Source organism: Novosphingobium sp., assembly GCF_031424035.1.
Classification (GTDB): domain Bacteria; phylum Pseudomonadota; class Alphaproteobacteria; order Sphingomonadales; family Sphingomonadaceae; genus Novosphingobium.
The window spans coordinates 139,185-156,069 of record NZ_JANPGP010000027.1; the positions used below are offsets into that span (position 1 = coordinate 139,185).

Consider the following 16,885-nt stretch of genomic DNA (forward strand, 5'->3'; position numbering starts at 1 on the left):
CTTTTCAGAACGAGCGCGGCAGGCCGAGATTTTCGGCAATGGTGTTGCGCACCATTTCATTCGAGATCGGCGTCATGCGCAGGATGCGAAGATCGCGCCAATAGCGCTGCATGTCGGTCTCGGTGGAATAGCCCATCCCACCCATAATCTGGATGCCCAGGTCCGCAGCTTCGACCGCGCGTTCGGTTGCGACCATTTTGAGCATGTTCGCCTCATTGCCGCAAGGCAGTCCCTTGGCCTGCATCCATGCCACATTGTAAAGCAGCAACTCGACCAGCTTCTGTGACGTTGCGATATCAGCCGCATAATGCTGAAGGATCTGGAACTGCCCGATGGGTCTGCCAAATGCTTGACGCTGTTTCATGTAATCCAACGCGTCCTCGAGGATGCCGTCGATCGAACCCAGACACTGCGCGCCAACCATGATGCGTTCGTTGTTCAAGCTGGGCAGCATAGCTTTCCATGCCTGATGTGGTTCGCCCAGCACGTCGCTATCAGGGACGAATACGTTGTCATAAATAACAGAGCAGCTTCCCATCCCACGCATGCCAAGTTTGGGCAGAAGGGTGGAGGTGATCCCGGGCGCTTTCGCATCGACGAAAAATGCAGTGAGGCCGTGATGTTTCTTCTCTGCTTGGCGATCGGAACGTGCCAAGAGCAACAACTTATCGGCAGCCTTGGCACCCGTGGTCCACATCTTGGCGCCATTGATGAGCCAGCCACCATCGACTTTGTCGGCAAAAGTCTGCATCGCGCCAAGCACATCGGTTCCACCGCCGGGTTCGGTCATCGACAGGGAAACACGCAGGTTGCCAGCAGCCATCTGTGGAAGCCACTTCTGTCGCTGTTCCTCGGTTCCCGCCACGGTAAGCAGCTTGGCTCCGCCGAACGAGGTAAGGCCCCAGACCCACAGGAGGCCACCCGCAGTGCGCGCCATTTCCCGGGCAAAAATCATCTGCATGATCACATCGCCGCCAAGGCCGCCGTATTCTTCCGGAATTCCGATGCCGAAGAAACCTTGCTCCTTCAGCTTTTCCCAGATCGGAAAGGGGTAATTTTCCTCGTCGGCTTCAAGCTTTCGCATAAGGTCCTTGGGAAGCTCGGCGTTCACCCAACGGCGCACGATGTCGCGAAACGCAGCCTGTTCTTCGGTGAGGTCAAAATCCATGCTTCACAACTTTCCCAGAATTCCCGACTCTTTTCAGAGCGACCTTGGATCTGATCACCTATCGCTAGACAGGGTGGTGCGTTAAGCGCGCAGGAATTCGAATTGCTGATTGATCATCAAGCTGAGTTGGCTTTGAACAGCCTCGGCGGCGACTGGATCGCCGCCATCAGGTCCAGGAATGCTGTTGATCGCTACGCCGATCGGGGTTGGCCATCCGCGCAACGCATGAACGATTGTGCGCAACTGGGTCATGGTCGCCACTGCGGCTTGCCATCCTGCCGCGGTTGCAAGGCAGCCAACCGGAATTCCGCTAAGGTAGCAGCGATTATCCCGGCTCGTATCTTCAACGTAATCCAGCGCATTTTTGACCAGGCCAGATATGGCCCCATGGTAACCCGGCGAACCGATGATGATTGCGTCAGCGCTTCGGATTGTTGCCACCAGATGGCGCGCTTCGTCGCTACGATCCGGCTTTTCCGGGGCATAGTGTGGCAATGCAATGGCCTCGGCGCCGAGCAGCGTGATCTTTGCACCGCGGGCTTCGGCAAATCCCAAAGCGGCAGCCAGCGCGCGTTCGGTCGAGCTGCCAGACCGGGTTGTTCCGCCGATGGCGACGAAATGGGCCTGGCTCATATCGAGAGCCCACCTTCAACGGCAAGGACCGATCCCGTGACGTAGGTTCCTGCTCTCGAGGCAAGATAGATTGCCGCTCCGGCCACATCTTCAGGCGTACCAGTGCGGCCCCGCGGGACGGCGGATTCCACCATCTTGCGCATCGCGTCATCGGTAATGACGGTCATGTCGCTTTCAAAGAAACCAGGTGCAATCGCGTTCACGGTAATGTTTTCTGCCGCCAGCTTTTTGGCCAGAGACCTGGTCAGCCAGTGGATTGCACCTTTGGAGGCCTGATAGCTGTAAACCTCGCGTGGGCCGATCTTGAGCGCTCCAACCGAACCGATGTTGATGACCGATGACGGACGCTCTGCGCTGCCACCAGCGCGCAGCAGCGGCAGCAGCTTTTGCAGCAGGAAGAATGGCGTCTTCAGGTTTAGGTTCAGGACAGAGTCCCATTGGTCCTCGCTAAAGGCATCGATCGGCGCATCAGACAGGGTTCCGGCGTTGTTGATCAGAATGTGCAGGGCCGGTTCGCGCCTGGAAATTTCAGCCACCAGTTTGGCAATGCCTTCGACGGTCGATACGTCGCCGGCAAGACCGATGACGTCGCCGGGAATGTCTGCGGCGGCGCTCGCGACCTTTTCGGCGTTACGGGCGCAGATATAGACCCGCGCACCGGCCGCTGCGAGCCCGGTGGCGATCATCCGGCCAATGCCCGCGCTTCCCCCGGTGACCAGAGCGACACGCCCATTGATCGAGAACAGTCCTGAAATGTCCATCAGCCGGCAATCTTCAGGATGATGGCGCAGACGCCTTCGGGATCGCCAACGTTGAAGGCGTGGTCACCGGGATGTTCATGCACCGGCCAGCCGAGCGCGCGGGCGCGGTCATGCATGGCACCCATGATGGTGTGCTGCGCCGCGACATAGTCTGCGGGATGAGTGATCGCTTCTGCGCCCACTGCAATCGCACAGCTGGTTGCACGCATCGGCTGATCAGACAGATGATCGAGGAGCCACGTCTCGCGTTCGCGGTCCATCATGTGCGGATGCTGCTTGGCCATTTCACGCTGTTGCAGATGGACGCCGGAACCAACCGGGCCTTCACCCGCCTCCAGCATGGCATCGAGTCCGGCAGCTTCTGCCTCACTGGCAAATCCCATCAGCGAGGCAATGCGCTCCCCGGCATGAGTGATGATTGCATCGAGGAAGATCACGCGGGACACCCGGTCCCCGACCTGCGCCAGCACGCCGGGTGCCACGGTTCCGGCATAGGAGTGTGCGACCAGCACGACATCGGTCAGATCCTCATACTTGAGGACATTGACCACATCGAGCACATGAACGTCATTTCCGGCACTGCGGCTGATCAGATGCTCCCGCTCGCCAAAGCCGGTGAAGGTCGGCGTAAAGACCTTGTGGCCTTTGGCTTCGAGGATCTCGCGGCAGAACTTCCAGGTCCAGCCACCCATTCCGCCGCCGTGCATCAGGACAAATGTCGTCATCATTCAGGCTCCGGTGGGCTCAGTGTTGTCGATAAACCCTTCAGGGAGGTTTGGACCCCAAAGATAGAAGCTGTCGCCCGGATCGTGGTTCGCGTTGGCCGGCCAGTCAAAGTCTGCCGGGATGAAATCGATGTCCGCCGAATATTCGGAGTGGCTACCCCACGGGTCGCTGGCGTAATAGAAATAGTTGGCACCCAGCACATGGCGGCCGACGCCCCAGCCTCTGGTGTAACCAGCGCGCATCATCTGCGCCGAACCCAAGCCAATCTCCTGAACCGAGCCAACATCCCAGCTCATGTGATGAAGGCCACGGTGAGTGGAACCGACCAGTGCCAGCAGGTGATGATCACTGCCATGCGCCCCGTGCAGGAACGCGACGACCGGACCACTTCCGTCCGACAGGCGCAGGCCAAGGGTCTGCTCGTACCAGGCTGTCGCGGCGATAACATCCGAAGTGTATATCGCAAAGTGTGACAGGCGGCGGGGATGGGTTTTCGGGGCAGAGGAATTGAACACCGCACCGCTTTCCCCGGCGGCAACCGAATGGGTCACGAAGCTGCTCTTGTCGGTAGCCGTGACTTTTTCCGCGACTCGGATATTGAGTGGGAGGCCATCAAAACCTTTGAACCAGATACCGTCTGCGTTCGCACCTGGCGGTGCGCCAATCCGCTTTACGCCCAGAACGTCTAGGTGTGCGGTGAATGCAGCTTCATCTTCGGCATAGATGCCAAAGCAGATATAATGCAGGCGCTTTGCAGTGGCTTTGTAAAGGCGGCCCCAGCAATGCGGTTGGCCTGCGGCGTAGAGTGCCAGCCCGCCAGATTCGTCACGCACGTCAAGACCGAAGGCGTCATAAAAATGGCGCGCTTCCTCCAGATCGGGCACTTCAAGCGCGAAGTGGTCGATCGAATGGACAGCCAAAACGTTCGGGCGCTTCATCACTCTCTCCTGTATGCCTGCCTCTCCGCCTGGAAAGGTCATCCCTTTGTTATTCGGCAACAATCGGGTTTCTGAGCACGCCGATGCCTTCGATTTCCACTTCGCAGACGTCACCTGCCTTCATGAAAATCGGCGGGTTGCGGGCAAGGCCGATACCGCCAGGGGTACCCATGACCAGCACGTCGCCGGCTTCCAAAGTCATGAATGTGGAGAGTAGCGAAATTGTCCGGGCAACATTGAAGATCAGCTTGTCAGTGTTCGAGTTCTGCATGACCTGTCCGTTCACGCGGCATTCGATCTTGAGCCCTGCCGCACCGGCTGGCAATTCGTCCGGCGTCACCAGCCATGGTCCGAAGGCACCGGTATCGTCGAAGTTTTTGCCGGCTGTCCATTGCGGCGTGCGCATCTGATAATCGCGAATGGAGCCGTCGTTGAATGCAGAATAGCCAGCAACGTGATCCAGCGCGTCGGCTTCGGCGATGTTCTTTCCGCCCTTGGACAGCACTGCGACCAGTTCGGCTTCCCAATCGAGTTGGCTCGACACTTTGGGCAGGATGATCGGTGCGCCATGGCCGATCAGGCTGGACGGGAATCGGGCGAACAGGACCGGGAATTCGGGGATGCCAAGACCGGCTTCTTCGGCGTGGTCGCGGTAATTCAGTCCCAGGCAGATGATCTTGGAAGGCCGGACCAGAGGCGACAGAAAGGTGAGGCTGGCTTCATCCACTGCCTCTCCCGCCCCGGCTTTCGCGCCGGCTTGGGCAAGCGTTCCCGCCGCGATATGCGCGTCGAGATCGGCAATATCATCACCATAGGCAATGGTAACCTTGCCACTTGCAAGGGCGGCCAAGCCGATATTGCCGTCTTTGGTTACTCGTGCGAGACGCATGTTACTCTCCGTGAATAATGGCTTATTTGCTGGCCTGCTGCCCGGTTCCACCACCGGTTGCGGGCATGAGATTATTGCTCATCCCGCCATCGACGAGAATGTCGATGCCGGTGATGTGGCTGGCCCCAGGGCCAATCAGAAACAGAATGGCATTTGCCACATCTTCGGCCATGCCCAACTTTCGCAGTGGAATCATGGCTTCGCGGGCCGCGCGGCGATCCGCATCGGCATATCCGGCCTGCGTCATCGGGGTATAGGTCGGCCCCGGCGACACCGTATTGCAGCGGATGCCATCTGGCCCCCATTCGAGAGACAACTGGCGCACCAGCATCAACAAGGCGGCCTTGCTCGAGGAATAGAAACCAAGGCCCGGCGTGGGCTGCGTGGCAGACATTGATGCGGTTGCAACAAAGGCACCGCGGTTGGCCGCCAGATGGGGGTGAGCTGCTTTGGCCAGCAGCCAGGTCGCGCGTGTATTGATCGCGTAGATTCGATCGAACAAGTCGACCGTCTGTTCGACCAGAGGCGCTCCGGCAATAATTCCGGCATTGCTGACTACCGCATCGACCCCGCCCATGTGGGCAATTGCCGCCGCGACGATCAAGTCGCCGCAATCCGGGCTGGAGAGGTCCACTACGCAGGTGCCCGCAGCAGCGCCGATCGCTCCCCCTACAGTGGCCAGACCATCGACGTCGCGGTCGGTCAGCAGCATCTGATGGCCGCTGCCTTGAGCAGCCAGAAGCTCTGCTACTGCCCGGCCAATGCCGCTTGCTGCTCCTGTGATAATAACCCGCATCCTGGCTCCTCAGTCTTTCAACCCAAGCTCTGCCATCAATTGCTGGCGAAGCTTGAATTTCTGTATCTTGGAAGCGGACATGGGCCATTCTTCGATGAAACGCACGTGGCGCGGCACCTTGAACGAGGCGATGCGTTCTTTGGCATAGGCGATCAGCTCTTCGGCAGAGACCGATCCGTTCCTGAGTTTGACGTAGGCTGCCGGAACTTCCTCCAGTCGAGCGTCGGGAATTCCGATGACTTGCGTGAGCTCAACGGCATCGTGCGCATCGAACAGCGCTTCAACTTCGGCTGCGGCGACATTTTCACCGCCAACCTTGAGCATATCCTTGAAGCGGCCGTGGAACCGCAAGTGGCCGTTTGCATCAACCGAACCAATGTCGCCGCTGTGATACCAGCCAGAAGAATCGATAGCTTCTGCCGTTTTTTCGGGGTCACGATGATAACCGTCGAGCATGTTATAGCCCCGGATCCAGACTTCGCCGCGCTGGCCAACCGGTACATCTTCACCGGTGTCGAGAGACACAATTCGCACGGAAATGCCCTTGAGCGGGTAGCCCAGAGCCTCGAACCCCAATTCCGGATCCATGTCGTATCCGCCAGTGGAGACAATGCCGCTCGCCTCCGACATGCCGAATGTGCCAACTTGCAAAGCGCCAGGCATCTTGGCGCGATAGGCATCGCCAACGGATTTGGGCATCTGGCTGAAGCAGCTGTTCATCAACCGGACCGAGCTCATATTCGTGCTGTCCCAGGCGGGATGGGCGATCATTGCCTGATGAAAAGTGACAAATGGCAAAAACACCATCGTGGCCTTTTCGGCCTCGATTTGGCGCAGGCTTTCGCCCGGATCGAAATGCGGCTGGCCAATGAATGTCCCGCCCACCTCGATCGCGCCGAGCATCGCCAGCATTGCAGCGATATGGAAAAGCGGCATTGGCGACCACACGCGCTCATCAGCGGTGAATGCCCAGCGATTGCGCGCCAGATTGCTCGCTTCGCGGCAAATTGCTTCGTTACTCAGCAGGCAGCCCTTGGGGTTTGCCGATGTGCCTGATGTGTAGAGAATCATGCAGGTATCGCGCAGCCGGACCGAAAGGCGTGCCTCGTGCACCAGCATTTCGTCAGTGGATAGCGCGGCGGCTTCAAAATCAGCCTGTCCGATGAAGCCTGCGGCCTGCTTGCCGCCATGGAGGATAAGCCGGCGCAGCTTTGGCGCCGCGATAAGCGACAGAGCCATCGGGTCTGTGCAGTCAGCGATTGCCGGAAAGGCCTCGGTCAGCCGCGTTGCAAAATCGACAAAATCATCGGATTCGCTGTTGGTAATGACCGCAACCAGATCGGCATTTTCGACAACATAGGCAATTTCAGGGGCCCGGTAGCGCGCATTCATCAATACCGAAATGCCGCCAACCATCGAGACAGCAAACAGCGTTTCGATGAATTCGGTGCCCGATGGCAACAAGATGCCGATGTGGTCGCCTGGCTTGATTCCCAGCCCGATAAGTCCGCACGCGCGGCGAAGGACGGACCGGGTAATATCGTCATAGGTCCGCCGTCCGGACGGAAACACGATGGCTTCCTTGTTCGGATATTGGTCCCATGACTTCAACAGCATGTCGCCCAGCGGACTGACACTGATGCGTATCCGGGCAGGATCTTCGCTCATCCCTGACAAGGCAGAATTCTCCATTGGCGGGCTGCATTATCCGCCAGCCTTGCCAGACTGGCGTGGTCGCGGCCTTGCTGGGCCTTTCCTAGGATAGGTCGGACATGCACGGAGATATCAGCCGCACCCGACCACGCCGCCATCGACGGGAATTTCGGCGCCGGTGACATAGCCGCCTGCACGCGATGCCAGGAACACAATCACGCCGGCGATCTCGTCGGCACGGCCCATGCGATGCATCGGAATATGGGCCAGAACAGTTGGGTCAGCCGCCTCGTCGTCACGCAAATGCGCGGTCATCTTGGTCGGAAAAAAGCCCGGCATGACAACGTTGACGTTGATATTGCGCTGGGCAAGATCACCCGCGAGATCGCGGCTCAGCATGTGAATCGCCGCTTTGCTCGCCGAATAGGAATAGGCATTCAGACGCTCGGTGACCTTACCTGCTACCGAGCCGATATTGATGACCCGGGCGGGATCTTCCGGCGAAGCTGCGGCTTCCAGTTCCGGCAGAAGCTCGCGGATCAGGGTGAAGGGGGCCTGCACGTTGACCATCATGACGCCGGGCCAGGCCTTGTCGGGAAAGCTGTCCAGCGGGCCGCCCCAGGTCTTGCCGGCGTTGTTGACGATCACATGCAGTTTGCCGCCAAAGGCGTCGCGCACCCGGGCCGCAAGTTCGACCGCTGCCTCGGGAGAGGACAGATCGCAAGGCAGGGCAATGCAAGTGCCGAGAGCGGCCATTTCGGCTGCTGCTGCCTCGCAGATATCGGCCTTGCGCGATGTGATTGCCACGGTCGCGCCGGCGCGCAACAGGCCCTCGGCAATCATCCTGCCAAGTCCTTGTGCGCCGCCGGTGACCAGCGCAGTCTTGCCGGTCAAATCGAAGAGGCCGCTCATACCGTGATCACCACCTTGCCGAATTTGTGCTGCTTTTCGAGGTAGAGGAGTGCCTCGCGGGCTTCGGCAAGCGGGAATGCCTTTTCGATGACCGGCTTGATCTGATGCTTGTCGATGAAGGCCAGCATGTCGCGGAAGTCCTGCGGATCGCCAACCTGGCTGCCGACGATACTGGCGCTCTTGAGGAAGATGCCGGTGGCAGTCACTTCGAACTTGTCGCCCGCGGTGGATCCATAAATCACGATGCGAGCGCCGGGATTGATCGCGCGGACATAATTGGCATAACTCGGTGCAGGAGCGCCATCGAGCACGACATCGATGCCGCCCGTGAGCTTGCCGACCTGCTTGCGCCATTCGGGATCGGTAAAGAGCAACCCACCCAGCGCACCCATTTCCATGGCGCGATCCAGCACATCCTGGCTTTCGCCGGTGACAAAGACCTTTGCGCCCAGCGCTACGGCAAATGCCAGCCCAAAGGTCGCCACGCCGCCACCAACGCCGCTGATCAGCAGCGTATCGCCCGGCTGGAGCTGGCCCTTGAACATCAGCGCGCGCCAGGCGGTGAGCCCGGTGAGCACAGTTGCAGCGGCTTCCTCCCAGCTCATCCCCTTGGGTTTGGGTGCGATATTGCCTTCTGGAACACAGACATATTCGGCGATGGTTCCTGGATGCGGCATGCCCAGCAAGCCAAATTCAGTTTGCGGCGCATGGCGGTTCGAACCCCAATCGCGCCCTGGGTAAATCACCACCTCGTCACCCAGCGAAATGCCAGTGACGCCTTCGCCGATCATATCGACAATGCCAGCACCGTCGCAGCCCATTGTCGAGGGCAGGGACATGCCTGGATAAAGTCCCCGCGCGATCCACATCTCGCGGTGGTTCATCGAGGCAGCCTTGATCGCAACGCGGACTTCGCCCGCCTTGGGCTCGGGCGTTTCGACTTCGGCAACGCGGACGGCTTCAGGGCCTTCAGTGGTCTCGAGCAACAGGGCTTTCATGGGATTGGTTTCCTTGAACTCAGAACGAACGGGGAAGGCCGAGAGATTCGGCAATGCCGTTCCTGACCATTTCATTGGTGATTGGGCCGATCCGCCACAGACGGGAATCACGCCAGTATCGTTGCATGTCGGTTTCCGCCGAATAGCCCATGCCGCCAAGGATCTGGATGCCCATGTCGGCTGCCTTGTTGGCGTTTTCTGAGGCAAACAGCTTGAGCATATTGGCGTCGGTGCCAACATTCTCGCCGCGCGCCTGCTTGTCGGCGCACGAGTGCAGCAGCAATTCGGTGGTGCGCTGCATCGTGGCAATATCGGCCACATAGTGCTGCAATATCTGGAACTGGCCGATGAACTTGCCGAAGGCCTTGCGCTGCATCATGTAGGCGAGCGCATCTTCCAGAACGCCGTCGATCACGCCCAGGCAAAACGCGCCGACCATGATCCGTTCGTTGTTCAGCGTCGGTAGCAAGGTGTACCAAGCGCGATCTGGCTCTGCGAGGACGTTCTCATCGGCGACGAAGACGTTGTCATAGACTACGCTTGAACTGCCCATCGAGCGCATGCCCAGCTTGGGCAGGTTGGTGATTTTTACGCCGTCACTTCTGGCGGGTACCCAGAACAAGGTAAGTCCCTGATGCTTCTTCTCGACATTGCGATCCGTGCGGGCAAGGACGAGCAGATAGTCGGCTACGTGCGCGGATGATGACCAGATCTTTTCGCCATTGATCACCCAGCCACCATCAACCTTATCGGCCGTTGTGGTCAGGCTGCCGAGTACGTCGGTTCCGCCAGCAGGTTCGGTGAAGGAGATCGCGGCCTTGAGCTCACCGGCCGCGATTTTGGGAAGGTACTTCGCCTTTTGCTCGGGCGTTCCGTAAAGGCCGATCGATTTAGATCCCGCGAACGATGTGATGCCCCAGATCCACGACAGGCCGCCAAGCGACCGCGCCAATTCCCGGGCGAGTAGCATTTGCATGACGACATCGCCGCCCTGGCCACCATATTCTTCATCAATGCCAATGCCGTGGAAGCCTGCTTCACTAAACTTTTCCCACAAGGCGTGCGGATAGTTGTGTTCGTCCGCTTCAAGTTTGCGGGCCCAATCCTTCGGACATTCATTATCCACCCAGCGGCGCACCATATCGCGGAAAGCGCGGTGTTCTTCAGGCAGTTCGAAGTCCATTCGCGGCATCACTCCCATCGTCGGGCACTTGATCAGTGACCTTGATCCAAGCCTGTCTTTGAATGCCTGTTCGCTCTGGCCACCTATCTCTGGGTAGGAGAAGGCGCTTGCGCTTGCGAGATTCCTGTTGAATACGAAGCGCAGATCAGATGGTGGACAATCAGTCCGCCCGGTCCTTGGGTAGAGTTTGACTGATATGGGCGTTGTTTCGACAACTATCGTGCCGCCGCGTGCAGCGCACAAGTACGTCACCCGCGAGACAATCGAACGGCTGGTCGATGACGTCTGCGCATCGCGCGTGGTCACGGTCAGCAGTCCGGCAGGCTTTGGCAAAACCACAGCCATGTTGCGCTGGGCCGAGACGCTGCACGAGCGGGGCCACCCGGTTTTGTGGATCGCTGCCCGGGCGGGCATCGATTCGCTGGACTCGTTCAAGGTGGCGTTACGTCAGGCGCTGATTGCCGCTGATCTGCCGGCGGCCGACGATTCGATTGAGCAGGATGCACGGGCATGGCTTGCCAGTCTGTCGGATGTTTCCGGCCCGAAGCCCATGCTGTTCATTGATGACGGGCAATTGCTAAGCCCGGATATCCGCGACTTCATCGAGCAGCTTATTGCCAGCGCCCGCGATGCCTTGACCACCGTGATTGCTACAAGAGGCGAGTGCAGCATCAATCTGGCTCGCCTGCGTTCGCTGGGTTACCTGCTGGAAGTGCGGGTTCGCCACCTGTGTTTTGATTCCGAAGAATCCGCGCGCTTGATTCAGCAGCAGGTCAAATTTCCAATTCCATCAGAGGAAATGCAGCGGATCGTTGTGGATACGCAGGGCTGGGCGGCCGGTCTGGTCCTCGCCGCGGGTGCCTGGCAGCGCGACATGGCAGAAGGCTATCCGCCCGAGGGCGGAGCCACGGGAATCCGGCACGAATTTGCCAGCTATTTTCACGAAGAAGTGATGGAGGGACTGCCGCAGGACATCCGTGACTTCATTGTCGGCACCTCGATTCTGGGCGAACTGACGCCGTCAGCCTGCGCCGCCGTGATCAACACCGAAGACGCGCGGATCATGCTGGAAAAGGTGTTCGAGCGCGGCCTATTTCTGAACGAACTGGATCGAGAGCTCAGCCGCTATCGCTATTACAAATTATTCCGCGACATGGTGTTTGGTCGCCTGATGATGCGGGCACCGGAACGGGCAACTGAACTGCACCGCCGGGCCAGTCGCTATTTCGCCGAGAATGGCGAGCTTCAACTTGCTCTCGATCATGCCGTGCAGAGCGGTGACAAGGAATTTCTGGCTGACCAGTTCGAACTGCTGGCGGACCCGATGATCTACGGCGGCATGCTGAACCGGCTCGACGATCTGGCCAACGACCTGCCCTGGGAACTGTTGCAAAGCAGGCCCTCCCTGATGCTGGCAATGTCATGGCGGCGCAGCCGCCGGCTCGCGTTCAAATCGTCGGAGCGCCTGATCGAAGCCGCTGAAGTGGCCGTAGCTGCAAAGGTCACTGACGGGACGATGGATTGTCATGCGGCGGAGCAGATGGGCCTGCGCGTCCGTCATCGCCGGATCATGCTGGAAGCGGCGCGTGACAACATGGTGTTGGTCGAGCGTCAGTCTGAAATCTTGCTGGATGATCTAGGCGATGACCACCCCTATCTGAGCTGCACCTTGCTGGCACAGCTTCTGTCGGCGCGCCGCGAGCTTTATCATTTTCATGACATGTTGCGGCTGGAAGCGGAGCTCAGAAAGGCGCTGGGTCGTCCGGGGTCCGATTTTGCCTCGATTGCGCTGAAATCCTCGGTTGCGCCGACATTGGTTGCACAGGGCAAGACGCAGATGGCTCGCCAGTTTCTGACGGAAGCCCATGCTCTTGCCATGGATATGGAAGGGCAGGTTTCGGGCCTTGCCGCCTTGCCGGCCTTGCCGCTTGCCGAAATCCACTACGAATGCGGCGAACTGCAACAGGCCGCCCGACTGGTCGAGGGCTATCTTCCATCGATCCGGCAATGGGGTTTCGTTGACCAGCTGGCGTCCGGTTATCTTGTACGGGCACGTTTGGCGGCTGCCGAAGGTGACTATGCCTCGGCGCTATCGGGGCTGGAAGAGGCGCATCTGGTTGCCATCGAATGCGGACTGGACCGGCTGCGGGCTTTGGTGATTTCCGAACAGATCCGCATGCTCGTAAAGCTGGGGCAACTGGAGCAGGCAGAGCAGCTTTTCTGGTCGAGCGATCTGCAGTTTGAAGGCGAGCCTGTGCCGACGCTCAACCCAACCCGGCTTAACGAATGGATGGCCACAGCCTGGTTGCGATTGGAAATGCATCGCTTCAGGCTCGTCCGGTCACGCAAGATCGCCAAACGATGGCTGGAATTTGTCCGCAAACGCGGTGCAGTGCGTTCGGCTGTAACCTTTGAGTTGTTGTTGGCGGAAATTGCGGTCCTGTCGGGCAATCGGTCGGAGGCAAGGAGATCGGTACGGTCCGCAGTTGAATTGGCCGAACCCGGCGGCTGGATTCGTCCCTTCATTGATGAAGGGGAGGCTATCGGCGCGCTTTTGGTCGAGGCTTATGGCAGCGGCCCGACACTGGATACGCCCGTCGATAAATTTGCCGCCAAACTTGTCTCCGTGCTCAAGGGGACGGCGCAAATGGACGAGGTAGAGGATGATTACGGTCTGGCCAGCGGCCTTTCGCTTCGCGAGGTTGAGATTCTGACGCTCGTCAGCGGCGGTTTGCGCAATCGTGAGATCGGTGACCGGCTTGGCCTGACCGAAGGCACGGTCAAATGGTACATGCAGCAGATCTACGATAAGCTCGGTGTCCGCCGCCGGCCGCAAGCCGTGATCCGCGCGCGGCAGTACGGGATTTTGTCCTGACCGCCTATCTTGCGAAAGGCTGATCTCGTAGGTGACGGCCTAAAAGGGGCTTCTGGTTCATCGGAACTTACGGGAGCGGAAATTGGCCAAGGGCAAGGTAATCATCAGCTGCGCGGTAACCGGCGCCATTCATACGCCCAGCATGTCGCCGCATCTCCCGGTTACGGCCGACGAAATTGCAGAGGCTGCGATTGGTGCGGCAGAGGCGGGCGCCGCGATAATTCATTTGCACGCGCGCAATCCGGTTGATGGCCGGCCGGACCAGAACCCTGATTTGTTCGAGCCCTTCCTCAAGGTTATCAAGCAACGCTCTGACGCAGTGATCAACCTGACCACGGGCGGCCACCCATCGATGACGCTGGAAGAGCGGTTGCGGCCCGCAACCCGGTTCCAGCCCGAGGTTGCCAGCCTCAATATGGGCACGATGGGCTTTGGCCTGTTCCCGATGCTCAACCGCTACAAGGACTGGAAGCACGATTGGGAGCCGCAGCTGCTCGAAGCATCGCGCGATCTGGTGTTCAAGAATACCTACAAGGACATCGAGGGTTTGCTGGCATTGCTCACCCCGCTGGGTACGCGGTTCGAATTTGAATGCTACGATACCAGTCACCTCTATAATCTGGCGCACTTCCTCGATCGCGGACTGGTGAAGGCACCGCTGTTTGTTCAGACCTGTTTCGGCATTCTGGGCGGCATCGGCAGCCATCCGGATGACGTGATGCACATGAAGCGTACCGCGGACCGGCTTTTCGGTGATCAATACGAATGGTCGGTGCTGGGCGCAGGTGCCAAACAGATGAGCATCGTCGCCATGGCCGCTTCGATGGGCGGCAATGTTCGCGTCGGGCTGGAGGATTCGCTCTGGGCCGGGCCTGGCAAATTGGCTGAAACCAACGCGCAGCAGGTGCTGACCGCGCGCAAGATCATCGAAGGCATGGGGCTTTCCGTAGCCACGCCTGACGAAGCCCGCGAAATACTGTCGCTCAAGGGCGCGGATCGTACAGCGATCTGATCTGGCCGGCGGTGCGGAACATGAAAGTCTGGTGGGAACCCGAAGACGCGAAGGACTGGCTAGACCGGCTGGAAACTCGTCCGCTCGAAGCGCTGATGTCCGATGCTGAGGCGCTGACACTTGCCGGGCACGGCGCGGTGGTGACCTATTCGCGCAAGGTGTTCATCCCGCTCACCCAATTGTGCCGTGACGTCTGCCATTACTGCACCTTCGCCCGGCGCCCGTCAGAGCTGGCATCGCCCTATCTTGAACTCGACGAGGTGCTGGCAATTGCCCGTGCAGGTGAATTGGCGGGCTGCCGCGAAGCTCTGTTCACTTTGGGGGATCGTCCGGAAGCCCGGTATGCCACTGCTCGAAACTGGCTTGCCGAACGCGGTTATGCCAGCACGCTGGACTATGTGGCAGCGGCGGCAAGGCTGGTGCTGGATGAGACGAGCTTGCTGCCCCACCTCAACCCGGGATTGATGGACGCAGCAGACTATTCAGCGCTGCGACCACTTGCGGCGTCGATGGGCTTGATGTTGGAAAGCACATCGAAGCGATTGTGCGAAAAAGGCATGCCCCACCATGGCTCACCCGACAAAGATCCACAGGCGCGACTGGAATCGATCCGGCTTGCCGGTGAGGCTAAGGTCCCTTTCACCACCGGGCTGCTGATCGGCATCGGTGAGACGCGTGCAGAACGGGTAGAGGCGCTATTGGCCATCCGCGACCTGCATGCGCGATACGGCCATATTCAGGAAGTGATCATCCAGAATTTCCGGGCCAAGCCGGATACGTTGATGCGCAATTCAGGCGATCCCTCCTTGCGTGACCACCTTTGGACGATTGCTGCAGCCCGACTGATCCTCGGTCCGGAAATGACAATTCAGGCCCCGCCCAATCTTCAGCCGGGTGAATTGAGGCAACTGGTTCGAGCCGGGGTCAATGATTGGGGCGGAGTGTCTCCGGTGACGCCCGATCACGTCAATCCGGAAGCGCCCTGGCCGCATCTGGTGAAGCTTGAAACCGAGACTGAAGCTGCGGGTCGGCATCTGCGCCAGCGACTGGCTATCGGTCCGGCTTTTGCGCGCAATGTGGACTGCTGGGCTGACCCGGCGCTCCACACGCGCATCCGCCGTGCGGTTGATGCACGCGGGCTGCCGCGAGAGGTAGACTGGTATCCCGGTACTGGCGCACCTGTGCCGGAACTGCTTCCGTCACTGGTGACAGGGCGCGATCCCCAGATTGCCGTCACGCTGGGCCTTGTCTCGCAAGGTGAGGAGCTGACCCAGCGGCAAGTCGCGCGACTGTTTACGGCTGAAGGCCGCGATTTCGATGCCGTGTGCCGCGTGGCTGACGAATTGCGGGCGGATCGGGTGGGTGATGCTGTCACTCATGTGATCAATCGCAATATCAACTATACCAACATCTGCCTCTATCGCTGCGGTTTCTGCGCCTTTTCCAAGGGCAGCACCAAAAGCGAGCGCGGACCGGCCTACAATATCGATCACGCCGAAATTGCCCGCCGGGTGATCGAAGCCCGCGATCGCGGGGCTACGGAAGTGTGCCTGCAAGGCGGCATCCATCCCAGCTATGATGGCAACACTTACCGCGGCATTGTCGCAGCCGTGAAGGCCGCCGTGCCGGAAATGCATGTCCATGCCTTTTCGCCGCTCGAGGTGCATCACGGTGCAACGACGCTGGGGCTTAGCTATGTGGACTATCTTGCCGGCCTGAAGCAGGCAGGCTTGGCGACCTTGCCGGGGACAGCGGCAGAAATCCTGTCAGATGATATTCGTCAGATTATTTGTCCCGACAAGATAATGACCGATGATTGGCTGTCAGTGATGCGCGCTGCCCATAAGGTTGGGCTAAAATCCACAGCGACGATCATGTTCGGGCATGTCGAGACTTACGATCACTGGGCCATTCACTTGCTACGGCTGCGCCGGCTCCAGCAGGAAACCGGCGGCTTCACCGAGTTCGTTCCGTTGCCGTTCGTCCACATGGAAGCGCCGAACTGGCGAAAGGGGCAGACTCGCTCGGGCCCGAGCTGGCGCGAAGCTGTGCTGATGCACGCCGTCGCCCGTATCGCGCTGGACGGAGCGATCCCCAACATTCAGGCTAGCTGGGTAAAACTGGGGCCGGACGGCGCCGCGGTTATGCTCCAATCAGGAGCAAACGACCTTGGCGGTGTGCTGATGGACGAATCTATCACCCGGGCCGCCGGGGGTATGAACGGGCAACTGTTCGACGTGCCGCAGATGAAGGCGTTGGCCCGAGGCATTGGCCGGCCCCTGAGGGAGCGGAGCACAGTCTATGGTCGGCCCCTGAATCAGATGGCCAGCGCGGACTGAGG

Annotated in this window: 14 protein-coding genes; 3 read left to right on the forward strand and 11 right to left on the reverse strand. The window is 59.5% G+C overall.

Annotated features, from left to right (window positions below; genetic code table 11):
- Positions 1-4: 4 nt before the first annotated feature.
- From RMO89_RS03980 to RMO89_RS04030, 11 genes are all read right to left on the reverse strand, one after another.
- Positions 5-1,168: an acyl-CoA dehydrogenase family protein gene (locus tag RMO89_RS03980; RefSeq protein WP_310531338.1), complete on the reverse strand. Its 1,164-nt coding sequence runs from the start codon at positions 1,166-1,168 to the stop codon at positions 5-7.
- Positions 1,169-1,249: 81 nt separating this feature from the next.
- Complete coding sequence (locus RMO89_RS03985) at positions 1,250-1,801, reverse strand: NADPH-dependent FMN reductase (protein ID WP_264415341.1); 552 nt, start codon at positions 1,799-1,801, stop codon at positions 1,250-1,252.
- Positions 1,798-2,562: an SDR family oxidoreductase gene (locus tag RMO89_RS03990; protein ID WP_310531340.1), complete on the reverse strand. Its 765-nt coding sequence runs from the start codon at positions 2,560-2,562 to the stop codon at positions 1,798-1,800. Before RMO89_RS03990 ends, RMO89_RS03985 begins: the two co-directional genes overlap by 4 nt.
- Entirely contained in the window at positions 2,562-3,287 is a 726-nt protein-coding gene (locus RMO89_RS03995; RefSeq protein ID WP_310531341.1) for an alpha/beta hydrolase, read from the reverse strand. Before RMO89_RS03995 ends, RMO89_RS03990 begins: the two co-directional genes overlap by 1 nt.
- Before the next feature lie 3 nt (positions 3,288-3,290).
- Positions 3,291-4,226: a VOC family protein gene (locus tag RMO89_RS04000; protein ID WP_310531342.1), complete on the reverse strand. Its 936-nt coding sequence runs from the start codon at positions 4,224-4,226 to the stop codon at positions 3,291-3,293.
- A 49-nt stretch (positions 4,227-4,275) separates the two neighbouring features.
- Complete coding sequence (locus RMO89_RS04005) at positions 4,276-5,166, reverse strand: fumarylacetoacetate hydrolase family protein (RefSeq protein WP_310531344.1); 891 nt, start codon at positions 5,164-5,166, stop codon at positions 4,276-4,278.
- Positions 5,138-5,911, reverse strand: coding sequence for an SDR family oxidoreductase (locus tag RMO89_RS04010; protein ID WP_310531345.1), 774 nt, complete (start codon positions 5,909-5,911; stop codon positions 5,138-5,140). Before RMO89_RS04010 ends, RMO89_RS04005 begins: the two co-directional genes overlap by 29 nt.
- 9 nt (positions 5,912-5,920) lie before the next feature.
- Positions 5,921-7,579, reverse strand: coding sequence for a class I adenylate-forming enzyme family protein (locus tag RMO89_RS04015; RefSeq protein WP_310531346.1), 1,659 nt, complete (start codon positions 7,577-7,579; stop codon positions 5,921-5,923).
- A 117-nt stretch (positions 7,580-7,696) separates the two neighbouring features.
- Positions 7,697-8,476: an SDR family oxidoreductase gene (locus RMO89_RS04020; RefSeq protein ID WP_264415348.1), complete on the reverse strand. Its 780-nt coding sequence runs from the start codon at positions 8,474-8,476 to the stop codon at positions 7,697-7,699.
- Complete coding sequence (locus RMO89_RS04025) at positions 8,473-9,474, reverse strand: alcohol dehydrogenase catalytic domain-containing protein (RefSeq protein WP_264415349.1); 1,002 nt, start codon at positions 9,472-9,474, stop codon at positions 8,473-8,475. Before RMO89_RS04025 ends, RMO89_RS04020 begins: the two co-directional genes overlap by 4 nt.
- 19 nt (positions 9,475-9,493) lie before the next feature.
- Complete coding sequence (locus RMO89_RS04030) at positions 9,494-10,963, reverse strand: acyl-CoA dehydrogenase family protein (RefSeq protein WP_310531348.1); 1,470 nt, start codon at positions 10,961-10,963, stop codon at positions 9,494-9,496.
- Between RMO89_RS04030 and RMO89_RS04035 the strand changes: the two genes are divergently transcribed.
- The 3 genes from RMO89_RS04035 to cofH all read left to right on the forward strand — a co-directional run bounded on the left by RMO89_RS04035 (position 10,878) and on the right by cofH (position 16,883).
- Positions 10,878-13,532 carry a LuxR C-terminal-related transcriptional regulator gene (locus tag RMO89_RS04035; protein WP_310531349.1) on the forward strand — a complete coding sequence of 885 codons (2,655 nt, stop codon included), beginning with the start codon at positions 10,878-10,880 and terminating at the stop codon, positions 13,530-13,532. The two genes, RMO89_RS04030 and RMO89_RS04035, sit on opposite strands and share 86 nt — an antisense overlap.
- An 82-nt stretch (positions 13,533-13,614) precedes the next feature.
- Positions 13,615-14,544, forward strand: a complete 930-nt coding sequence (locus RMO89_RS04040) for a 3-keto-5-aminohexanoate cleavage protein (protein ID WP_310531350.1) — start codon at positions 13,615-13,617, stop codon at positions 14,542-14,544.
- Between the two features lie 20 nt (positions 14,545-14,564).
- Positions 14,565-16,883, forward strand: coding sequence for a 5-amino-6-(D-ribitylamino)uracil--L-tyrosine 4-hydroxyphenyl transferase CofH (gene cofH / locus RMO89_RS04045; RefSeq protein WP_310531351.1), 2,319 nt, complete (start codon positions 14,565-14,567; stop codon positions 16,881-16,883).
- Positions 16,884-16,885 lie beyond the last annotated feature (2 nt).

Coding starts and splice junctions, on each gene's coding strand:
- RMO89_RS04010 (WP_310531345.1), bottom strand. CDS start 5,911: ATGCGGGTTATTATCACAGGAGCAGCAAGCGGCATTGGCCGGGCAGTA.
- RMO89_RS04000 (WP_310531342.1), bottom strand. CDS start 4,226: ATGAAGCGCCCGAACGTTTTGGCTGTCCATTCGATCGACCACTTCGCG.
- RMO89_RS03985 (WP_264415341.1), bottom strand. CDS start 1,801: ATGAGCCAGGCCCATTTCGTCGCCATCGGCGGAACAACCCGGTCTGGC.
- cofH (WP_310531351.1), top strand. CDS start 14,565: ATGAAAGTCTGGTGGGAACCCGAAGACGCGAAGGACTGGCTAGACCGG.
- RMO89_RS04025 (WP_264415349.1), bottom strand. CDS start 9,474: ATGAAAGCCCTGTTGCTCGAGACCACTGAAGGCCCTGAAGCCGTCCGC.
- RMO89_RS03995 (WP_310531341.1), bottom strand. CDS start 3,287: ATGACGACATTTGTCCTGATGCACGGCGGCGGAATGGGTGGCTGGACC.
- RMO89_RS03990 (WP_310531340.1), bottom strand. CDS start 2,562: ATGGACATTTCAGGACTGTTCTCGATCAATGGGCGTGTCGCTCTGGTC.
- RMO89_RS04015 (WP_310531346.1), bottom strand. CDS start 7,579: ATGAGCGAAGATCCTGCCCGGATACGCATCAGTGTCAGTCCGCTGGGC.
- RMO89_RS04020 (WP_264415348.1), bottom strand. CDS start 8,476: ATGAGCGGCCTCTTCGATTTGACCGGCAAGACTGCGCTGGTCACCGGC.
- RMO89_RS03980 (WP_310531338.1), bottom strand. CDS start 1,168: ATGGATTTTGACCTCACCGAAGAACAGGCTGCGTTTCGCGACATCGTG.